Below are 18345 nucleotides of genomic sequence, written 5' to 3' on the forward strand. Positions count from 1 at the left end.
CAGGCACGGGTTCCCTATCGTGCCCCGGATTCGATCGCGTCGTCGCATCCCTCGAACTGCGCATTGTAGAGATCGGCGTAGAACCCGCCTTCGGCCAGGAGGGAGCCGTGCGTGCCCTGCTCGACGACGTCGCCGCGGTCGATGACGAGGACCAGATCCGCCGAACGGATCGTGGAGAGGCGATGCGCGATGACGAACGCCGTCCGGCCCGCCATGAGGTTGTCCATCGCCTTCTGGATGCGCTCTTCGGTGCGCGTATCGACCGAGCTCGTCGCCTCGTCGAGCACGAGGATCGACCGGTCCGCGAGGATCGCGCGCGCGATGGTGAGCAGCTGGCGCTGGCCGGACGAGATGTTGCTCGCCGCCTCGTTGATGACGGTGTCGTAGCCGTGCGGCAACGTGCGGACGAAACGATCCGCATGCGCCGCTCGGGCCGCCGCCTCGACCTCCTCGTCGGTCGCGTCGAGGCGGCCGTAACGGATGTTCTCGCGGATCGTGCCGTTGAACAGCCAGGCGTCCTGAAGCACCATGCCGAAGGCCGACCGTAGGTCCTCGCGATCGAAATCGCGCACGTCATGCCCGCTCAGGCGGATCGATCCCCCCTGGACGTCGTAGAAGCGCATGAGCAGCTTCACGATCGTGGTCTTCCCTGCGCCCGTCGGCCCCACGATGGCGACGGTCTGACCGGCCTTGATCCGAGCCGAGAAGTCGGCAATGACGGGGCGGGCGGGGTCATAGCCGAAGCGCACGTGATCGAAGGCCACGTCGCCCGCGATATCGCTCGACGAGGCGCACGGCACGGCGTTTGCGGCTTCGTCGGCCTCAAGGAACTCGAAAACGCGCTCGGCTGCGGCCGCCATCTGCTGCAGCACGTTCGCGACCTGCGCAAGCTGGGTGATCGGCTGCGTGAAGTTCCTGACGTACTGGATGAACGCCTGGATGTCGCCGACCGTGATGACGCCGCGAATCTTGAGATACGCGCCGAACACCGCGACGACGACGTACCCGAGATTCGCGACGAAGTTCATGACCGGCATCATGAGCCCAGAGATGAACTGGGATTTCCATGCCGAGGCATAGAGCACGTCGTTGGTGCGATCGAACTCCTCGACCTCCTTGCCCTGACGGTTGAAGGCGCGCACGACCTCATGGCCCGAGAACGTCTCCTCGATCCGAGCGTCGATATCGCCGAGGCTGTCCTGCTGGGCCTTGAAGTACTTCTGCGAACGTTTCACGAGCTGCGAGACGAACAGCCCCGATACGGGGATGACGAGCATCGCCACGAGCGTCATGGGAACGTTGATGGACAGCATCATCGCAAGCACGCCCACGACCGTGACCGTCGACGTGATAAGCTGCGTCAGGCCCTGGTTGAGGCTCTGTCCAAGCGTGTCGACGTCGTTGGTGATGCGCGAAAGGATGTCGCCCGCGGTGCGCTTCTCGATGGATGAAAGCGTCATGCGGCCGATCTTCTCGGAGATGCGACGGCGCATCTCGAAGGCCGTCTGCTGCGACACATAGGCCATAAGCCAGCTCTGCACGAACGAGCAGGCGGCCGACACGAGATAGAGCGCAAGCGTCGTGGCCAGGATGCGCGCGACCGCTTCGAAATCGATGCCGCCCGTCCCGGCGATCTTGGCGGCGATGCCCTCGAAAAGCTCGGTCGTCGCCGTGGAAAGGACGCGCGGGCCGACGATGTTGAAGACGGTCGATCCTATGGCGAAAACGACGAGGACGACTATCTGGATCTTGAAACGACCCATGAAGCGCGCAAGCTTGCGCATCGTGCCTTTGAAATCGACGGCCCGCTCGCCTTGGATGAGGGCGGCTTCAGGACCGCGCGGGCGAAAGCCCCTCCGGTTCTTCCGCGAAGGATCCTGCCTGTCCGCCATCACGCACGCTCCCTTCCGAGCTCCTCGTCGGAAAGCTGGGAGGATGCGATTTCCCCATATGCGGGGCAGATCCTCAGGAGCTCTCGGTGAGTGCCCGTCCCCACGACGCGGCCTTCGTCAAGGACGACGATCCGATCGGCGTCCCTGATGGTGGCGATACGCTGGGCGACGATGATGACCGTCGCGTTCCCGAGGGCTTCGCCGAGGGCGCGCCGCACCGCGGCATCGGTTTTGTAGTCAAGGGCGGAGAAGCTGTCGTCGAACAGGTAGGCGCGCGCATCCGCCGCGATCGCGCGGGCGATGGCGAGACGCTGGCGCTGGCCGCCCGACACGTTCGCGCCGCCTTGGCTCACGGATGAATCGACGCCCTCTTCCTTGGACGCGACGAAATCGGACGCCTGAGCGACGTCCAGGGCCAACGACGTCCTGTCGGCCGATATGGATTCGTCGGCGAACGACACGTTGCTCGCGATGGTCCCCGCGAAGAGAAACGCCTTCTGCGGAACGTATCCGAGCTGAGCGCGCAGATCGGCCTGCGCCATATCGCGCACGTCGACGCCGTCCACCCGGATGGATCCGGACGTCGCATCGTAGAAGCGCTCGATCAGCTTGAGGACGGTCGACTTGCCCGATCCGGTCGAGCCGATGATGGCAAGCGTTCGGCCGGGCTCCGCAACGAACGACACATGCTCGAGCGCGGGTTCGGCATCGTCGCCATAGGAAAAGGAGACATCGTCGAATTCGATGCGTGCACCGCCGAGGCGATCGAGCATAGAGGATGTATGCGCATGGAACCCGTCTTCAAACGATACCTCGGCGAGGGACTCGCCATCGGAGGACGCGGATACCCGTCCCGACGCGGACGAGCGGCAGGACGCTTCCCCGGCCTCTCCCGCATCGAACGGGCGATGCGGCTGCGCAGGATCGACGATGGCCGGAACCGTCTCGAGCACCTCGTTGACGCGCTGGGCCGCTACATCGGCCCTCGGCAGGAAGATGAAGACGATGCCGATCATCATGAACGACATGATGATGACCATGGAATACGTGATGAACGCGATCATGTCGCCGGTCTGGATGGTGCCGTCGTCGATATACGATCCTCCCACCCACACGATCAAAACCGAAACGGCGTTCATGACGAGCATGATCGCCGGCTGAAGCAGCGCCATCGTCCGATTCGTGAACAGCTGCGCATCGCGCAGCTCGCCCGATGCCGCAGCGAATCGTTCCTCTTCGTATGCGCGCCGTCCGAACGCCCTCACGACCAGAATGCCCGAAAGCATCTCGCGTGCGACGAGGTTCACGCGATCGATAAGCTTCTGCATGCGGCGGAACTTGGGCATGGCGATCGCAAGGATGATGGAGAGCATCACGGCGATGACGACGACGGCAAGCACGATGATCCAGCTCATGGCAAGATTCGTGCGGGAAACCATGACGATGCCGCCGACCGCGAGGATCGGCGCATAGAGCACCATGCGCAGCACGATGACGAGCACCATCTGGATTTGCTGGATGTCGTTCGTGCCGCGCGTGATGAGCGACGCGGCGGAGAAACGGTCGATTTCGGCATCCGAGAACGAAACGACCTTCTTGAACAGCGCGCTGCGCACATCGCGCGCGATCTTCGCGGCCGTGCGCGATGCGATGAGGGCGACGAATACCGAGGCGACCACCATGACGGCGGTCATGCCGAGCATGCGCGCGCCGATCGAGACGAGCGCGTCCATCTGCATCGCATAGGTATCGTACCCGAGCGCCCGATACTCGGCGATGGCCGCCTGGATGCCCTGCTGTCTGACGACCTGGGTGAATGCATCGTCATCCAGATCGGCGAGCTGCGAAAGGCGGGCATCGCCGCCGGCCGCATCGGCCGCCTGCTCCATGGCGTCCTGGATGTCCCCCTTCGTCAAAGCGCCCGCATCGTAGGCCTCGCGCATCCGGGCAAGCCGATCGGCGTCGAGTCCTGCGACGGAGCCGTCTTCGGCCATCGAGACGACGAGCAGAGGAAGGCTCAGGGCGTCGTCGAGATCGGCGCGGTGCGCGCGGCCGTACGCGTTAAGTTCCCAGGTTCCTGCATCGGTTTCGTCATACGAGGATTCGATCAGGGCTTCATCGTCCTCGCTTGCGAGCATCGTGGCGAAACTGCGGGTCGAATCGCGCATCTCGGTCGGGCTCGCGTCCTCGATGCCGGACTGCTGGATGCCGACGTCGATGATGTCCGACGTCAGAGCAGGCAGGGACAGATCGGCGAACGCCTGCACGATGAGCAGCGCGGCGATGGCGAGCACGGCCGGAATCGAATGCCTCAGATAGCCGAATACGCGCATATGACCTCGTTTCCCTGCGCGCACGCCATGTTCCCTGCGCACGCGCCATGCAGGCGCGCCGTCGGCATCGATGCGGCAGCGCATGCCCCCTTTTAATAGTTTTAAACAATTGTATTGTACGCCATGTTTTTGCGGGACACGAGGGGGATCGTGCGCACGAAGCACACGCGAAGCCTATCCCTGCATGGGTTGAGGGATCAGAGGCCAGAGCAGCATGCCTGCGGAGGTCAGCGATACGTCCCCGCCCTTGCGCTTTACAAGTCCCATAGACTCGAGCGACGCGAAGAACGCCTCGGCATCGGGATCGTGCGCATCGAGCGGCACGCGCTCGAGCGCACCGAGCCGACAGCAGGCAAGCCGGAGACGGCGCGCCCGGTCGTCTTCTTCGACGATACGATCGAATACGGCGTCCGGCGACGCGGAGCATTCGACATACGTCGCATAATCCGATGTCGAATGGCAGAGAAAACCGTCGGCGACGGTCCTGGCATCCAGCCCGAACTCGAAGAAGTCGCAGCCTTGAAGCCGTGCATCATCGAACGCGCTTCGCGCTCCGGTTCGCACGAACAGGTCGCATGACCGATGCGCGAACCCTTGGCCTGCGAGAAAATCACGCGCGGCATCGAAGAGCAGGGATGCGTCGTCGATGCCCGCGGCATGCGCCGCAAGCGTTTCGTCGAGAGCGCCCGATCCTATGATCGAGCCTCGATACGGCTCGATGCGAATGCGTTTCGACTCGAAGCCCACGCACGCGCGCAGCGTTCGACGGAGGCTCTGAGGCGTTTGCCCGGGAATGCCGACGACGATGACGGCCTCAAGGGTATCGACATGGAACCTGTCGAGGAAGAGCACGGCGTTCCGCACGGCATCCGCATCGTAGGTCGCGCCGATCGCGGCGAGCTCGCGTTCGTGCACGCTTCCCACGCGCAGCGACACCGCATCCACACTGCCCTGGGACCATCCGGTCAGGCTTGCGGTGCACACGGTCTGGGGCAGCGCCTCCACGCAGGCTTCGCATCCATGCGCCAGGGGAAGCCCGCGGCGCGCCGCCGCCACGATGCGGCCGAGGCGGTCGCCGTTCATGATGCTCGGGCTTCCCCCGACGACCCGCAGCGCCTCGAACGTCACGCCGTCGAAATCCCCGCGGCGCGCCGATGCGGCCATCTCCGCCTCGAGCGCATCGAGATAGGCGCTCCTCGCCGCCGCGTCCCCTGTATACGACGCGCGATAGCCTGCAAGCTCGCGCGCCGATTCCTTCATCTGGAACGGGATATTGAGCGAAAGCGTCGCTCGGGCCCGCCGCGTATCGTTCATCGCCCTTCCTCCTTGCCGACCGTGCATGCATGCTCGGCGCTCTGCGCCATGAGAGCAGCGCGCCGTCCGGCATCGGAGGGAGGGGAGCCGAACGGCGCGTGCCATGCGAAGATACCCTAGAGGTGGGCCACCGTCTTTCCGGCAAGCCACCCATGCGTCATGGCCATACCGATCGAGTTGCCGGCGAACGGCGTGCTGTACCCGAAGCCGTAGCGGCCGCCCAGGCAATTCCCGGCAGCGTAGAGGCCCTTGATCGGCGTCCAGTCCGCCTGGCGCAGCACGTTCTGCGTCTCATCGGTGACGAGTCCGGACATGGTCACCATCATCGGCGCGGCGGTATGGGACAGCTCGGCCGTCCCGCCGTAGAAAGGCGGCGTATCGATGGGCACCATGTAGGCCTTGTCCTTGCCGTAGTCGGTATCGCCGTCTGCGGAGGCGCACAGCTCGTTGTAGTGTTCGATGCTTTCGACGAACGTCTTGGCCGCATCGCCCGAGTACCCCAGAAGCCCCGCAAGCTCATCGAGCGTGTTCGCGGCGAAGACGACGCTCTTCATCATCTTGCGCTCCGCCAGAGCCGCGAGTCCGACCTCCGTGCCTTGCGTAGAGCCGACCTCGACGGCCGCCATCTCGGATTCAAGCCGATCCATGTAGTCGTCCATGCCGAAGTTGGGCGCGCCGTGGTCGAGGGGCGCTCTGCCGACGGTCTGTTTCCAGTTGGCATCGGACACCCAGCAGGCAAGGCCTGCCGGCTGGCGCAGCCCCACCGGACCGAGCTGAGGAATGGCCCCTTCGTTGCAGAAGCGCTTGCCGTCGGCGTTGGCCATGTACACGGGCGCCGTGCCCCATGGACCGCTGGCGCCGCCGCCGATGCTCATCCAGCCGCGCGGGGTCGGCTCGATCATGCCGCCCGCCCAGCATCCCATCTTATGGCCGGTGCCGGCGCGAAAGCCGCTCTGGGTCCAGTCGTCTTTGGTCGAACCCGCCCTCTCGGCCCATTCCATGCCTTCGTTGAGCAACGCCCAGCACATGGCGGGATCGCCGATGAAATCGCCGGCCGCGAGAATGACGCCCTTGCGCGCCTTGAAGCGCACCTGCCCGTCGGATCCTTCCGCGATAAGCCCGGTGACGTCGCCGGCCTCGTTCTGCTCGAGCACGATGCCCGTGTGCTCGAAGAACCACTGCGCGCCGTTCTCCTGCGTATGCCTGACGATGTACTTATGCACGAATTCGATGTTGTTGCCCTGATAGCCGTAGAACTGGATGTTGCACGGCCAGGTCTTGTAGCCGCCGCACTCGATCGGATAGCTGACATCGGCGCCGCTCCAGGCAGCTTGGGTGTTGCAGAGCGGGTAGTCGAACATGTTCGACATGTCGAAGGTTCCCTCGTCGGGCACATCCTGATCAGGAAGGAGCACCATCGTGCCCTTCAGATACACGTTGCTGTCATCGGCCTTGCGGTCGGCCTCGTAGCTGTCGTAGATCTCCTTGTAGCGGTTCACCATGGCGCCCGAATTCTGCACGAAGGCGCGGACGATGTCGGGATTGACGCGGCCTCCGGCACGCTTGCAGAACTCCGCGGCGATCTCTCCGGTGTTGAACGGACCGAAGCCGCGCTTGATGAGGATGTCCGAATTCACATGGCCGATATCCTCGCCGTACCATCCTGCCATGTTCGTTCCGGTTCCGTCCAGGTCGACATAGCTCGACCAGGGCTGCATCTCGACGACGCCGACGGTGGCGCCCTCGTCGACCGCGCCGCATGCGGCCATGAGGCCGGAATGCCCGCCGCCCAGGACCACGACGTCGAACTCGTATTCGTTCACGATCTTCGATTCATCGACGGCCGGAGCCTCCCCTAGCCAGTCGCCCGGCCCGCAATATCCCGTCGTGCGATCGGCGGCGCCGGACTGGGCGGAACCCTGGCCCTGCACCTCCTGCGCCTGCTTCGGGCTGCACCCGGCAAGCGCGGCGGCGGCGCCCGCCCCCACGGCTCCGACCGCGGCACCCTTGAGGAAGTTCCTGCGAGATAGCTTCAACATCATGTCCCCTCTCCTTGATCCTTCTTGTCCCATGCGCCTGATCGGGCAGGGCGCATGGGAATCGTAGGCACAGGATGGAATCCAAAAGGGGCAATCTTTCCCATCAGAGGCCTCCCCTGAGGTTCCAAAATGTTCTATTTTTCTTGATTCAATACGTTTTCCCAGTTCGCAAGCAGAGAGGCATCGGAAGGGGCCGCAGAGGCGCGACCGCGCGCGACGGATGACGCTACAATGGCAATCGAACCGAGGGAGGGTCGAAGTGTCGAACCGTTCACGAGGAGGGCATGTCCTCCCGTCCATAGATCCGCGCGCCGCCGTCGGCTTCGCATGCACATGCGCATGGGGACACTATCTGACGGTCTTCGCGTTTCCCGCTTCGGCGGGACGCCTCTTCTCGCCCCTTGCGATCCTCTTGGCCGCCGCGTGGCTGCCCGCGATCCTGCGCCCGCTGCGCGAGCTTGCACGCCTTGACGGACCCCCGTCGCGACGCATCCTCGGCAGCGCAGCCATCTATGCCGCCGCGACGTTCGCCGGATGCCTGTCGCTCGTGCAGGCGGCCGCCCCTCTCCCGATCTCCGCCGCGCTTGCCTGCGCGACTGGCGGCGGCCTGGCATGGGCCGCTCTGGCATGGGCGCATGCGCTTTCCCGGCTGGATGCTCGCCGTCGCTTCGGCACGGCCCTCGCCGCGCTGCCGATGTTCGGATGCCTCGACTGGGCCGCGGAATTCGTTCCCGAAGCCGGCCTGGGCGTCATGGCCCTGGCGTGCGCGGCGATAGGCATCGTCCTGCTGCATGCGTCCGGCGCCGAGACGGAAGCGATCGCCGACCAGGAACCGCCGACCGTCAAGGCCGAACGGCTCGCATGGAGCACCGTCCGTCCCTTCCGTCGCTTCGTCGGAGCCTACCTCGTCTATGCCTTCGTGTTCGGCATCACCTTCGGCGTATCGGGGTTTTATCACGCCTCCGGCGGATTCGGGGAGCAGGCCTGCATCGCCGGATTCGGGCCGGCATGCGTCATAGGCGGGTGCCTGCTGCTCGTCGCCTTCGCCGTTCGGCAAGAGAAATTCGGGCTCGGCACGCTGAGCCAGATCATAAGCCCGCTGCTTGCCGCGCTCTTCCTGCTGCATATGCTCTTCGACACGCTGTTCTCGACGTGGCTTCCGAGCATCACCTTCTCGCTCTGGTGGATCGTTTTGACCTTCCTGTTCCTCACGATGGTCGATCTGGTATGGCGCACGCCGTCCGATGGACGCACGCTCGGCTTTGCGGTCTGCTGGGCGCTTGTGCAGACCGCTCTCGCTGCAGGCGCGGTAACCGCCCAAGTCACGTCGTTCGTCTTCGGAACCGCCACGCTGACCGCGAACGCCATCACGGCATGCTCGCTCGTGCTCGTCGTCATCGCGACGGCGATGCTCGTCGGTGCGCCCACTCCGTTCAGCAAGGCGCCCGACGAGCTCGGGTGCGCCGAGGGCGATGCGCCGCATGCGGCCATGCCCGGCACGGTCGCAGATCCGCTGCTCGGCATCTGTGCGGATATCGCTCGTACGCACGATTTGACCTCCCGTGAGGAAGAGGTGCTCGTGCTGCTTGCGCAGGGACATACGCGCAACGGCATCGCCCGCAAGCTCGTCGTTTCGGATAACACGGTGCGCGCGCACGTCAAGAGCATCTATCACAAGCTGCACATCCATTCGAAGCAGGAGCTCGTGAACATCGTCGATGCGCGTCGCGCCGCGTACTAGCGATCAGGCGTCGAATTCCGCAAGCGCCTCTCCAAGAAGCTCCAAGCCCTTCTTCAGAACCTCTGTATCGGCGCAATAGCCGAGACGCGCGCCGCAGGGAAGCTCGAAGCGGTTGCCGGGAATCAGCAGCACGCCGCGCTCATGCAAAAGCTTCAAGCAGAACTCTTCGTCGGATATCGGAATGTCGAGGCGGATGAACGACGTTGACACGCCCTTGGGCGCCACCCAGGAGACGCGCGGCTGGGAATCGACCCATGCCTGCGCGATGGCGCGGTTCTCGAAGATGATCTTCCTGTTGCGCTCGAGGATCGCCTCGCGATTGCGCAGGACATAGGTCGCAAGCGCATCGTTGAACACGCCGCCGCAGATCATCGAGTAATCACGCAGGACGCGGATGGCATCGGACACTTCGTCGGGACCGATGACCCAACCGATGCGCGCCGCAGGAACCGAATAGGTCTTCGAAACGGAATTGGTGACGACGGCCTTGTCGTAGATATCGATCATCGATTCATAGGCGTCGGTATCCTCCATCGGAAGATAGACCTCGTCGCACAGAACGTAGGCGCCGACGGACGCCGCCACGTCGGCGATCTGACGGAGCATGTCGGACGAAAGAACCGTGCCGATGGGATTCGACGCGTTGTTGATGCAGATCAGCTTCGTGTCAGGACGCACGAGACGCTTGAGGTCCTCGATATCGGGCGCCCAGTCGAGCTCTTCCTTGAGTTCCCAGTATTCGACTTCGGCGCCGAGGGAGCGCGGAATCTCGTAGAGAGGCGAATAGGTCGGCCACTCGGCAATGACGTGGTCGCCCGGCTTCACGAGCACGAGCAGCGCGTTCATGTTCGCGCCCGTGCATCCGTTCGTCTGCAGGATGTTGCGTGGGTCCAGATCCTTCTTATAGAGCTTCGCGACCTCTTCCTTGAACTCCGCCGAACCCTCGATCCAACCGTAGTTCATCTTTTCGTCGTTCAAACGCTCGTAGAACGTCGCACCGTCCTTGCCGTCCAGGGCAAGGAGTTCTCCCATCGTAAGGGACGAGATCGTGGACTGCGCGATGTCCCACACCGCATCATGCTCGTTGACGTTGAGCCAGTCCTCGCAGCCGATGGTCTTGAATTCCATGCTTCAGCCTCCGATTCGCAAACGGGGCGCACCGCCGGGACAGGATGTCCTATCGACCGGCGGCACGCCGATAGATATGGAAAAGGCGGGGAAGCGCTCCGCTCCCCCGCCCTTAGAACCGCCGTGCTCGCTTCGTCCTAGAAAACCGGGATGAAGCCGGTGAAGGTCAGCGGGATGGAAATGATGCCGATGACGGACAGGATCACGGCAATGGTGATTTCACCCTTGCTCATGGTCGCATCATTCTCGCCGCGGGCCTTCTTATAGAAGAACCAGCCGGGAACGTACCCGAGGCAGGCGAGCATCAGGAACGGCAGACCGGTGAAGATGACGCCGAACACCTGGAAGGCGAGCGCGAGCGCGCCGATGATGCACTGGCCGATGTCATGATTCTCGATCGAATGCTTGACCTGGTACGCAGCGGCGTAAGCCCACGTGATGACGATGGTCACGGTGCACATGGAGATGGCGAACGTGTACGCATCCGCCGCGAACGTCGCGATGACGATGAAGATCTGCGTGCAGGCGCCGACGATGATCAAGGACATCTGCGGGGAGTTGTTGGCGTTGCGCTTATCCCACGCCTTCGGGAGCAGGCCGTGGCCGGCGAGCATCGAAGAGGTCTCGGCAGGAAGCATCGTGAAGGACAGCCAAGAACCGAGAACCGAGATCATGATGGCGACGGAGATGAACGTGCCGCCCCAACCGGGAGCCATGGCTTCGAAGACGGAAATCGTGGCAGGCTTGGGAGCCGCGACGAGCTCTTCGTACGGAAGAACGCCGTAGGGAAGCACGGAAGCGCCGATGTAGAGGACGAGCAGGACGAGCAGACCGACGATAGTGGCAGAGCCGATTTCAGACTTGACCTTCGCGCGACGCGACATGACCGACGCGCCCTCGATGCCGATGAAGACCCACATCATGATCAGGATGCAGCTCGTGACCTGGGTGGGAACGTCGCCGAGATCGACGCCGGTGGTCGCCATGACGGTGGCGTTACGGCTCAGGGTGCCCCAGAAGTCTTCGGTGAAGACGCCGGCCTGGAAGCTGAACGCGGCGAACGCGATGAAGATCAGGATGGAAGCGATCTTCACGAACATGACGAACGCGTTGAGGCCCGAAGCGCTTTCGACGCCGCGGATGACCAGATAGGTCAGGCCCCACAGGAAGAAGGAGACGACGAGCACGCCGATGAGCGTGGGGTTGCCGGTCTCGACGCTCGAGAAGACGCCCGGCATGAACCCGCCGAGGCAGTAGTCGGAACCGAGAACCTGGGCGAGCATCGTGCCGAAGCCGACGTTGCCGAGCCAGGCGGACAGCCAGTAGCCCCAGCCGGAGATGAAGCCGTGCACGGGGCCGAAGCCGGCCTCGGCGTAGGCGACGGCGCCGTCGAGCTCAGGGCGCTTCGTGCCGAGATTCGCAAGGGAAAGGGCGAGGAACAAGAAGCCGAGCCCGCAGACGACCCATGCAATGAGCGCAGCGCCCGGGGATGCGACGTTTGCGAGCTGCCCGGTGAGGGCGAAGACGCCCGAACCGATGCAGGAGGAGACGACGAAGCCCACGAGGCCGATGAAGCCGATGCCCTTGGGATTATCGACCTGCTTTTCAAGAGAAGCCATCGCATAATCCTTTCTGATGATCGTGTCCGGTACATCCGGACAATGAACGTTGAAGCCGCGAAGAACGGCGAGGACCGCGTCCGACCCGGAAGTCGGACGCGGGGAACGCGAGGACCCGGGCTCGGAGCGCATGCGCGCTCACGAGCCCGAAACGATGCCGACGTTCGACTAGAGATCTTCGCGAGCGAAAGGCATGCTCATGCAGCGCGGGCCGCCACGGCCGCGGGAAAGCTCCGCCGAAGGAACGACCAGAAGGTTGAGGCCTTCTTTGTCGAGGACCTCGTTGGTAACGGAGTTGCGCTGATAGACGCAAATCGTGCCAGGCGCGACGCACAGGGTGTTGGAGCCGTCGTTCCACTGCTCGCGCGCAGCTGCGACGGGATCGCCGCCGCCGCACTGGATGAGCTTGACGGCGTCGAGGCCCATGGCCTTCGCCAGGACATGCTCGAGGGTGTCGTTCATCTCTTCGATCTTGACATCGCCCTCGGAGGCGCCCTTGGTCATCTTGAAGACCTGGAGGGTGCCCATGATGCCCGGGTGGATGGTGAACTTATCAATGTCGATCTGCGTGAAGACGGTGTCCAGATGCATGAAGGCACGGGAGACCGGGATGTTGAACGCGTAAATCGTGTCGATTTCAGATTCAAGCTCCTTATCCCAGAACAGGGTCTGAGCAAGGGTGTCGATGGCGGCTGCCTGCGTGCGCTGCGAAATGCCGATGGCAAGCGTATGCGCATTGATGTTCAGGACGTCGCCGCCCTCGATGTGGTACGTGGCGTTGCGACGATACCACAGAGGGGCTTCGTTGTAATCGGGATGATCGCGGAAGATGTACTTGCCGAAGATCGTCTCGCGATTGCGCGTGACCGAGAACATGCGGTTCAGGGTGACGCCCTTGCCCACGATCGCGAAGGGATCGCGCGTGAAATAGGTGTTGGGCATGGGGTTGATCAGGAGATCGGTTGCAGAATCCTGACCGAAGCCGACAAGGTCGGCAAGAAGGTTCGAGGAAGTCGCGGCGGGGAGCTCGAGCTCGTTCTTGCGGATACCCGCGATGCACTTCTCGACGAAGGCCTGGGTGCCTTCGATGGAGTCCATGAACTCCTTGACGGCGGCGCGAGCCTTCTTGCCATGGAGGCCGGACTCGTCGAGCCACTGGTTGGTGAATTCCTCACGCGACCCCGCGGCATCAAGCGCCTCGGCGGTCAGCTTCTCGAGGTAGAGAACCTCGGTACCCTGCTCGCGCAGGATTTCGGCGAAACGGTCATGCTCAGCTTGTGCTACTTCGAGGAAGGGTACATCGTCGAAAAGCAGGCGCTCGAGATCATCGGGAGTGAGGTTCAGCAGTTCCTCTCCCGGACGATGGAGCAAGACCTTCTTCAGGCGACCTATTTCGCTATGGACGTAAAGCCCGTTAGCCATGGGTTCCTCCTACTCTTTCCGTGCCGTTGCGCGGCACATTCCGATACGTAGCGTGCATGAGAAAAACCCGGTGAGGCTCCGCGTTTTTCATTGCAGCCGCGAAGATATTATCATGAAAAAAATACATCTGATAGGTATTGTAAATATTGGATTACGTGTCAAAATAGCAGTACATATACACTTAAGAATGTATCATTTATGCATATTTCGGATGAAATATGCATTTTTTATTATGCTCTCATCTTCCGCTGCATAGGCAGCATCCGAACCTTCGATTGAATGACATGGGTTGATTCAATCCGCTGATTAGTTCATACAAAGAGAGATCCGTACAGCATCTTCCAAAAACGTGCATAACGCGACTGTTTTATCCGATTCCTGAGAAGTTTCCGAAGGCTTACATGCATATGCTCGGCACATTTGAACGCGTCGAGACAATCGGTGAATGCATGCGGGAGCGCTCGATCGCGCGAGAGGCTTCGGAAGCGTCGGTTCCGCATGCGGAAGATGGGTGAATCGGGCGAGCCGCAGAACGCGGGCCGGGAATTCAGCACGACCACTCCCAAGCGGATGCGGCGGCGACGAATTCCGAGGCAATGGTGCCGATGGTCGCGCGGTTCCAGACGATGCCATAACGCATATGCGTTCCCAAATCGGACAACGGCACCTGCGCGACGGAATCGAAATTACGGCACATGCTGGGCGGCATGCAGGTCATGCCGTTTCCGGCGGCCACCAATGCCACGGTCGCCTCATAATGGTTGCCCACGCAGGCGCGTTCTATTCTAACGCCGGCACGCTCAAGCATCCCTTGCAGTCGGCCGAAGAATCGGGGAGAGATTTCGGGATCAGGCATGAACAGCCGTTCGCCACGCACATCGCCCACGCTCAGCCGTTCGTGGCAGGCCAGCCGATGATCCGACGGCATCACCACCGATATGCCTTCGGTGAGCAAATCCAGCCTGCCGAGACTGTCATCGCCTTCCACCTCCGACATTTCCATGAATGCGATATCGAGATCTCCGGTGCGGACCTGTCCAAGCAAATTCGTCCACGTATCAATGGTCAGACGTATGCTCGAAGCCGAATGGCCTCAAGGGCATGACGGATTGCGACGGTTCGGGCCACAAGCTCGGCTGCTGGGCCGGCGGCGCGATCGAAAGCCATCCGCGCCCCGTCGCAGGCGACGCCCCTTCGATCTCATTCGGCCCCTGGGGCTCCACCCCCTGCCTGTTCCTCAATTGCAACGGCGCGCGATTCATGAATGAATCCTACGCAGGCCTCGTGCTCGCGCAGTCGCTTCGCCAGCCCATTAACAAGGACGCAGGCATGGTCGGCAACTTCGCCATCATGGATAAGAAGTACATGCAGTACATCCAGAAGGCAGGTCTCGACCATGGAGCTCCGAACTGGGGCTTCCCCGAAGGCATCGAAGAATTCCAGCAGGAGATGGAATCCGCCGATCCCGCAGCCGGCACCGTCAAGGTCCGCGGCCTTGAGATCGCGAACCGATCGATGCCCTTCATGAACGACATCTTCGTCGGCTCGACGGTCGAAGAGGTTCTGACCAACGCCGGCCTCACGGGCGATGCCCTCGAAGCGGCCAAGGCCAGCGTCGAACGCTACAACCAGATGTGCGCCGACGGCGTGGATGCCGATTTCGGCAAGAAGGCCGATCTGCTCATTCCCATCGACGAAGCGCCCTTCTACATCGCCACGCAGGGCACCCAGAACCTGTACGGCCCAGGCCTCAACACCCTTGCCGGGCTGTGCGTCAACGGCAACTACCAAGTGCTCACCGCGTCGAAGAACGCCGTCATCCCCGGATTGTTCGCTGTCGGGAATTGCATGGGCGAGCGGTACGGCAACGCGTACAACTGCCCTTCCGCCGGAAACAACATGGGCAACGCGATGACGAGCGGACGCGTCGCCGGCAAGTTCGCCGCCCGAAGCTGACGCGACGAGAGACGCGGCGGCAAGCCGGTCCACCGCATGGAGCCCTTCCCGCACGGGGCCCACGTGATGGCCGCCTGCAGACGAAAACCCCCATGCCATCCCTCCGGCTTGGGGGTTTTCGCATGGAGCATCTGCGCTATCGGAATGAGTGCGCCCTGCTCGATCCGGAATACGCCCTTACTCGACCCGCGATCCGGCGATGACGTAGAACATCCGACGAAGCTCTTTCTCGTCCATGAGCACGGGCACCGGGTACAAGGGGTTGGCCTCCGCATCGGCATTAAGCGCCATCTGGGGGATGTCGATCTCCTGCACGCCTTCGACGTACCGGGGCATTCCCATAGAAGCGTTGGCCTCGTCGATCCAGGCGATGAACGCCGCGGCGGCGTCGGCGGCCGACATGTCGCGAGAGGCGATTCCCGCAACCCTGGCGAGGCGCGCGAGCTTGGAATCGATCGCATGGCCGTACGCGCGCAGCATGTGCGGGAGGATGATCGCGTTCGCAAGCCCGTGCGCAATGCCGTAGCGCCCGCCGAGCGCATGGGCCATGGCGTGCACGTACCCCACGTACGAGCGCGTGAACGCGACGCCGGCGCAGTAGGATGCCTTCAACATGGCATCGCGCGCCTCAAGGTCGCCGCCATGGCGGTATGCTCGCAGGAGGTTGCCGTGGATAAGGGAAACGGCCTTCTTGGACATCGCACGCGTGCGGCGCGTGGTGCTGCGGCCTATATACGCCTCGACCGCATGCGTCAGGGCGTCCATGCCCGTCTGAGCGGTGACGGACGGCGGCAAGGAAGCCGTCAGCCTCGCATCGAGCACCGCATACTTCGGTATGAGCCTGAAATCGTTGATGGCGTATTTGAGACGCTTCGCCTCATCGGTCACGACGGCGGCGACAGTCGTTTCGCTGCCCGACCCGGCCGTGGTCGGAACGCAGACGAGCAGCGGGACGGGACGGCGGGAAAACGAGATTCCGCGCGCATCTGACAGGGTTGAATCCGGGTCGGCGATCAAACGGGCGGCCGCCTTCGCGCAATCCATGGGCGAACCTCCCCCGACGGCGATAATGCCATGCGCGTCGTGATGGAGGTATTCCTCGCGCGCGTCTTCGACGTTCGCCACGGTCGGGTTGGGAACCACTCGATCGAACACACGATACGAAACGTGCGCCTTTTCAAGGGCATGCGTCAGATTGTCGAGCATGCCCGATGCCGCGATGCGGGGCCCGGTCACGATAAGCACGCGCGCGACATGCTCGCTCACGCATGCGGCGGCGACGCCTTCCATCGTCTGCATGATTTCCGGCTCGCGATACGGAAGAAGCGGCATGGCCGCGCGAAAGACCGTCTGCTGAAGGCGGCAGCGAATGCGCCTGCCCGTTCTCATCGACATGCCCCTTTCCCCGAGCGTCCATGCCCGCATCGGACCGAAAGGCACAGTATACTCCGTTCCGCTGCGACCGCTCGATAAGGCAAAGGATTGCGTTACTTTTCGCTTCCCCAGGTCAAAAGCGTACGTGAATCTTCAAGCGAGCGGATGCGCGTGCAGTCCTGCATCATTTCGAGAACGCCGCAGAAGGTGCCGTCCTCGTCGCGCACGGCCTTGTAATAGATATAGATGAAGGCGCCGGGCTTGTTGATCCAGAAATCGACCTCGTCCTCTTCCCCGGCGCGGAACTTCTCGACGATCTCCTGCACGATATGCACGCTCGCGCGCGGGTGGCAGTTCTTCACATCGCGCCCGATGACGTTCTTGCTGCGAGGAAAGATGCGATGGTCGGTATCGGAGTAGAACTTCACGATCTCGTGCTCGTCGACGAACGAGATATCCAGCGGAAGGTTCTGAAGCATGAGATTCACCTGGGAAAGCGTGAGCTTGCCCGTCTTCATGTCAAGCTCGGCGTCGGGACCGGCGGCGATGCCGTGCTTGCCGAGCAACGCCGCGAGCTCGTCGACGAACGTCGCGTCCGGCGAAGAGGCGGCCTTCTGCTCGCGCTCCAGAGCGCGATGGTCCACATCGAGGTCGAGCCATGCGTACCCGATCTCCGCATCTCCCGACTTCATCGCTTCGAATTCCTCGGGTGTGATCATCTTGAGGGATGTCGGGAAGAGGATGGATTCCTCCTTGGCCATAAGGTCGCGCAGATCGGCGACGATGGTCTGCTGCCGTGCGATGAAGGCGTCGTCATCATCGGCATCCAGCAGGGCGCGCGCGTCGCGGATCTCGTCGCGCACGTAATCGTCGAGCGTCCACATCGTCGTCGTGGGGCGCGTGAACCCTTTCTGCTCGAGCACGGGATACAGCTGCATCTGTTTACGGGAAAGGTGGCGTTTGACCTGCATGAGTCGATCGTACAGCTCTATCCACTGGTTCTTGATGAGCGGGTATTGAACCAGATCCTCGATCTCGAGCAGAATCTTCTTGCATGCCTCGTTTTCCTGCATATACCGCGAAAGCGGATGATCGGCGGGCAGCCCCTCCATGCCGGTCTGGAGGATTCCTTCGAACAGTGCGAGCTTGCCCTGGATGTCTTCCTTGCGGCACTGGTCGGGATCCTCCTCGGTGAACATCTGCTCGGCGAGGGCGATCTCTGCCGGCGTGCAGGATCCGACGCGTTCTTCGAGCGTGGCGCGCGCCTCGTCGAACGAGAGCTTGCCGTTCTCGTAATCCTCTTCGACACGGACCATCAGCTTGACCTTCGCCACGTCCACCTGGCCGAGATGCTTCTTCATATCTTCCATGCCGCGTATCCTTTCCGTAATGGTATTAGCTTGAGCTAACTTCTATCACGGCACGAAGAAATTTTATGTTGTCGCAACAACATCTGAGAAAAAATCGAAGGATGGCGATCGCGCTCGATACGTCGCATAGGGTCGAATCGACGAGCGCCGCATCGCT

At 62.5% G+C, this 18345-nt stretch carries 12 protein-coding genes; 2 read left to right on the forward strand and 10 right to left on the reverse strand.

What is annotated here, in order from left to right:
• Positions 1 to 14: 14 nt before the first annotated feature.
• The 4 genes from HMPREF0762_RS02725 to HMPREF0762_RS02740 all read right to left on the reverse strand — a co-directional run bounded on the left by HMPREF0762_RS02725 (position 15) and on the right by HMPREF0762_RS02740 (position 7581).
• Complete coding sequence (locus tag HMPREF0762_RS02725; RefSeq protein ID WP_006361865.1) at positions 15 to 1892, reverse strand: ABC transporter ATP-binding protein; 1878 nt, start codon at positions 1890 to 1892, stop codon at positions 15 to 17.
• Positions 1892 to 4225, reverse strand: a complete 2334-nt coding sequence (locus HMPREF0762_RS02730) for an ABC transporter ATP-binding protein (protein WP_006361866.1) — start codon at positions 4223 to 4225, stop codon at positions 1892 to 1894. The genes HMPREF0762_RS02725 and HMPREF0762_RS02730 overlap by 1 nt, the downstream gene beginning before the upstream one ends.
• 174 nt (positions 4226 to 4399) lie before the next feature.
• Entirely contained in the window at positions 4400 to 5539 is a 1140-nt protein-coding gene (locus tag HMPREF0762_RS02735) for a hypothetical protein (RefSeq protein WP_006361867.1), read from the reverse strand.
• A gap of 116 nt (positions 5540 to 5655) precedes the next feature.
• A complete protein-coding gene (locus HMPREF0762_RS02740; protein WP_006361868.1) occupies positions 5656 to 7581 on the reverse strand; it encodes an FAD-binding protein in 1926 nt (641 codons plus the stop codon).
• A gap of 256 nt (positions 7582 to 7837) precedes the next feature.
• Between HMPREF0762_RS02740 and HMPREF0762_RS02745 the strand changes: the two genes are divergently transcribed.
• Positions 7838 to 9319, forward strand: coding sequence for a LuxR C-terminal-related transcriptional regulator (locus HMPREF0762_RS02745; protein ID WP_040618855.1), 1482 nt, complete (start codon positions 7838 to 7840; stop codon positions 9317 to 9319).
• Between the two features lie 3 nt (positions 9320 to 9322).
• Here the strand turns inward: HMPREF0762_RS02745 and HMPREF0762_RS02750 are convergent, their stop codons facing one another.
• The 4 genes from HMPREF0762_RS02750 to HMPREF0762_RS02765 all read right to left on the reverse strand — a co-directional run bounded on the left by HMPREF0762_RS02750 (position 9323) and on the right by HMPREF0762_RS02765 (position 14563).
• Positions 9323 to 10447, reverse strand: coding sequence for an aminotransferase (locus HMPREF0762_RS02750; protein ID WP_006361871.1), 1125 nt, complete (start codon positions 10445 to 10447; stop codon positions 9323 to 9325).
• Between the two features lie 137 nt (positions 10448 to 10584).
• Positions 10585 to 12066: an amino acid permease gene (locus tag HMPREF0762_RS02755; protein WP_040618856.1), complete on the reverse strand. Its 1482-nt coding sequence runs from the start codon at positions 12064 to 12066 to the stop codon at positions 10585 to 10587.
• A 168-nt stretch (positions 12067 to 12234) separates the two neighbouring features.
• On the reverse strand, positions 12235 to 13488 hold the full coding sequence (gene arcA, locus HMPREF0762_RS02760) for an arginine deiminase (protein WP_006361874.1): 1254 nt from the start codon (positions 13486 to 13488) through the stop codon (positions 12235 to 12237).
• Positions 13489 to 14035: 547 nt separating this feature from the next.
• Positions 14036 to 14563 carry a LysR family substrate-binding domain-containing protein gene (locus HMPREF0762_RS02765; protein ID WP_084779345.1) on the reverse strand — a complete coding sequence of 176 codons (528 nt, stop codon included), beginning with the start codon at positions 14561 to 14563 and terminating at the stop codon, positions 14036 to 14038.
• 26 nt (positions 14564 to 14589) lie between these two features.
• On the opposite strand from HMPREF0762_RS02765, the gene HMPREF0762_RS02770 reads away from it, so the two are divergent.
• Complete coding sequence (locus tag HMPREF0762_RS02770; RefSeq protein ID WP_006361877.1) at positions 14590 to 15444, forward strand: FAD-binding protein; 855 nt, start codon at positions 14590 to 14592, stop codon at positions 15442 to 15444.
• Positions 15445 to 15621: 177 nt separating this feature from the next.
• On the opposite strand, the gene HMPREF0762_RS02775 is transcribed toward HMPREF0762_RS02770, so the two are convergent.
• Together HMPREF0762_RS02775 and HMPREF0762_RS02780 are read right to left on the reverse strand one after the other, a co-directional pair.
• Positions 15622 to 16833: an iron-containing alcohol dehydrogenase gene (locus HMPREF0762_RS02775; RefSeq protein WP_040618859.1), complete on the reverse strand. Its 1212-nt coding sequence runs from the start codon at positions 16831 to 16833 to the stop codon at positions 15622 to 15624.
• A 98-nt stretch (positions 16834 to 16931) separates the two neighbouring features.
• Positions 16932 to 18188, reverse strand: coding sequence for a DUF438 domain-containing protein (locus HMPREF0762_RS02780; RefSeq protein ID WP_006361879.1), 1257 nt, complete (start codon positions 18186 to 18188; stop codon positions 16932 to 16934).
• Between the last annotated feature and the right edge of the window lie 157 nt (positions 18189 to 18345).

Origin of the sequence: Slackia exigua ATCC 700122 (genome assembly GCF_000162875.1) — a bacterium.
Classification (GTDB): Bacteria; Actinomycetota; Coriobacteriia; order Coriobacteriales; family Eggerthellaceae; genus Slackia; species Slackia exigua.

What these genes read in the sequence shown, in the direction of transcription:
- HMPREF0762_RS02725 (WP_006361865.1), bottom strand. Translation starts at nt 1,892, where the DNA reads ATGGCGGACAGGCAGGATCCTTCGCGGAAGAACCGGAGGGGCTTTCGC.
- HMPREF0762_RS02730 (WP_006361866.1), bottom strand. Translation starts at nt 4,225, where the DNA reads ATGCGCGTATTCGGCTATCTGAGGCATTCGATTCCGGCCGTGCTCGCC.
- HMPREF0762_RS02735 (WP_006361867.1), bottom strand. Translation starts at nt 5,539, where the DNA reads ATGAACGATACGCGGCGGGCCCGAGCGACGCTTTCGCTCAATATCCCG.
- HMPREF0762_RS02740 (WP_006361868.1), bottom strand. Translation starts at nt 7,581, where the DNA reads ATGATGTTGAAGCTATCTCGCAGGAACTTCCTCAAGGGTGCCGCGGTC.
- HMPREF0762_RS02750 (WP_006361871.1), bottom strand. Translation starts at nt 10,447, where the DNA reads ATGGAATTCAAGACCATCGGCTGCGAGGACTGGCTCAACGTCAACGAG.
- HMPREF0762_RS02755 (WP_040618856.1), bottom strand. Translation starts at nt 12,066, where the DNA reads ATGGCTTCTCTTGAAAAGCAGGTCGATAATCCCAAGGGCATCGGCTTC.
- arcA (WP_006361874.1), bottom strand. Translation starts at nt 13,488, where the DNA reads ATGGCTAACGGGCTTTACGTCCATAGCGAAATAGGTCGCCTGAAGAAG.
- HMPREF0762_RS02770 (WP_006361877.1), top strand. Translation starts at nt 14,590, where the DNA reads ATGACGGATTGCGACGGTTCGGGCCACAAGCTCGGCTGCTGGGCCGGC.
- HMPREF0762_RS02775 (WP_040618859.1), bottom strand. Translation starts at nt 16,833, where the DNA reads ATGAGAACGGGCAGGCGCATTCGCTGCCGCCTTCAGCAGACGGTCTTT.
- HMPREF0762_RS02780 (WP_006361879.1), bottom strand. Translation starts at nt 18,188, where the DNA reads ATGGAAGATATGAAGAAGCATCTCGGCCAGGTGGACGTGGCGAAGGTC.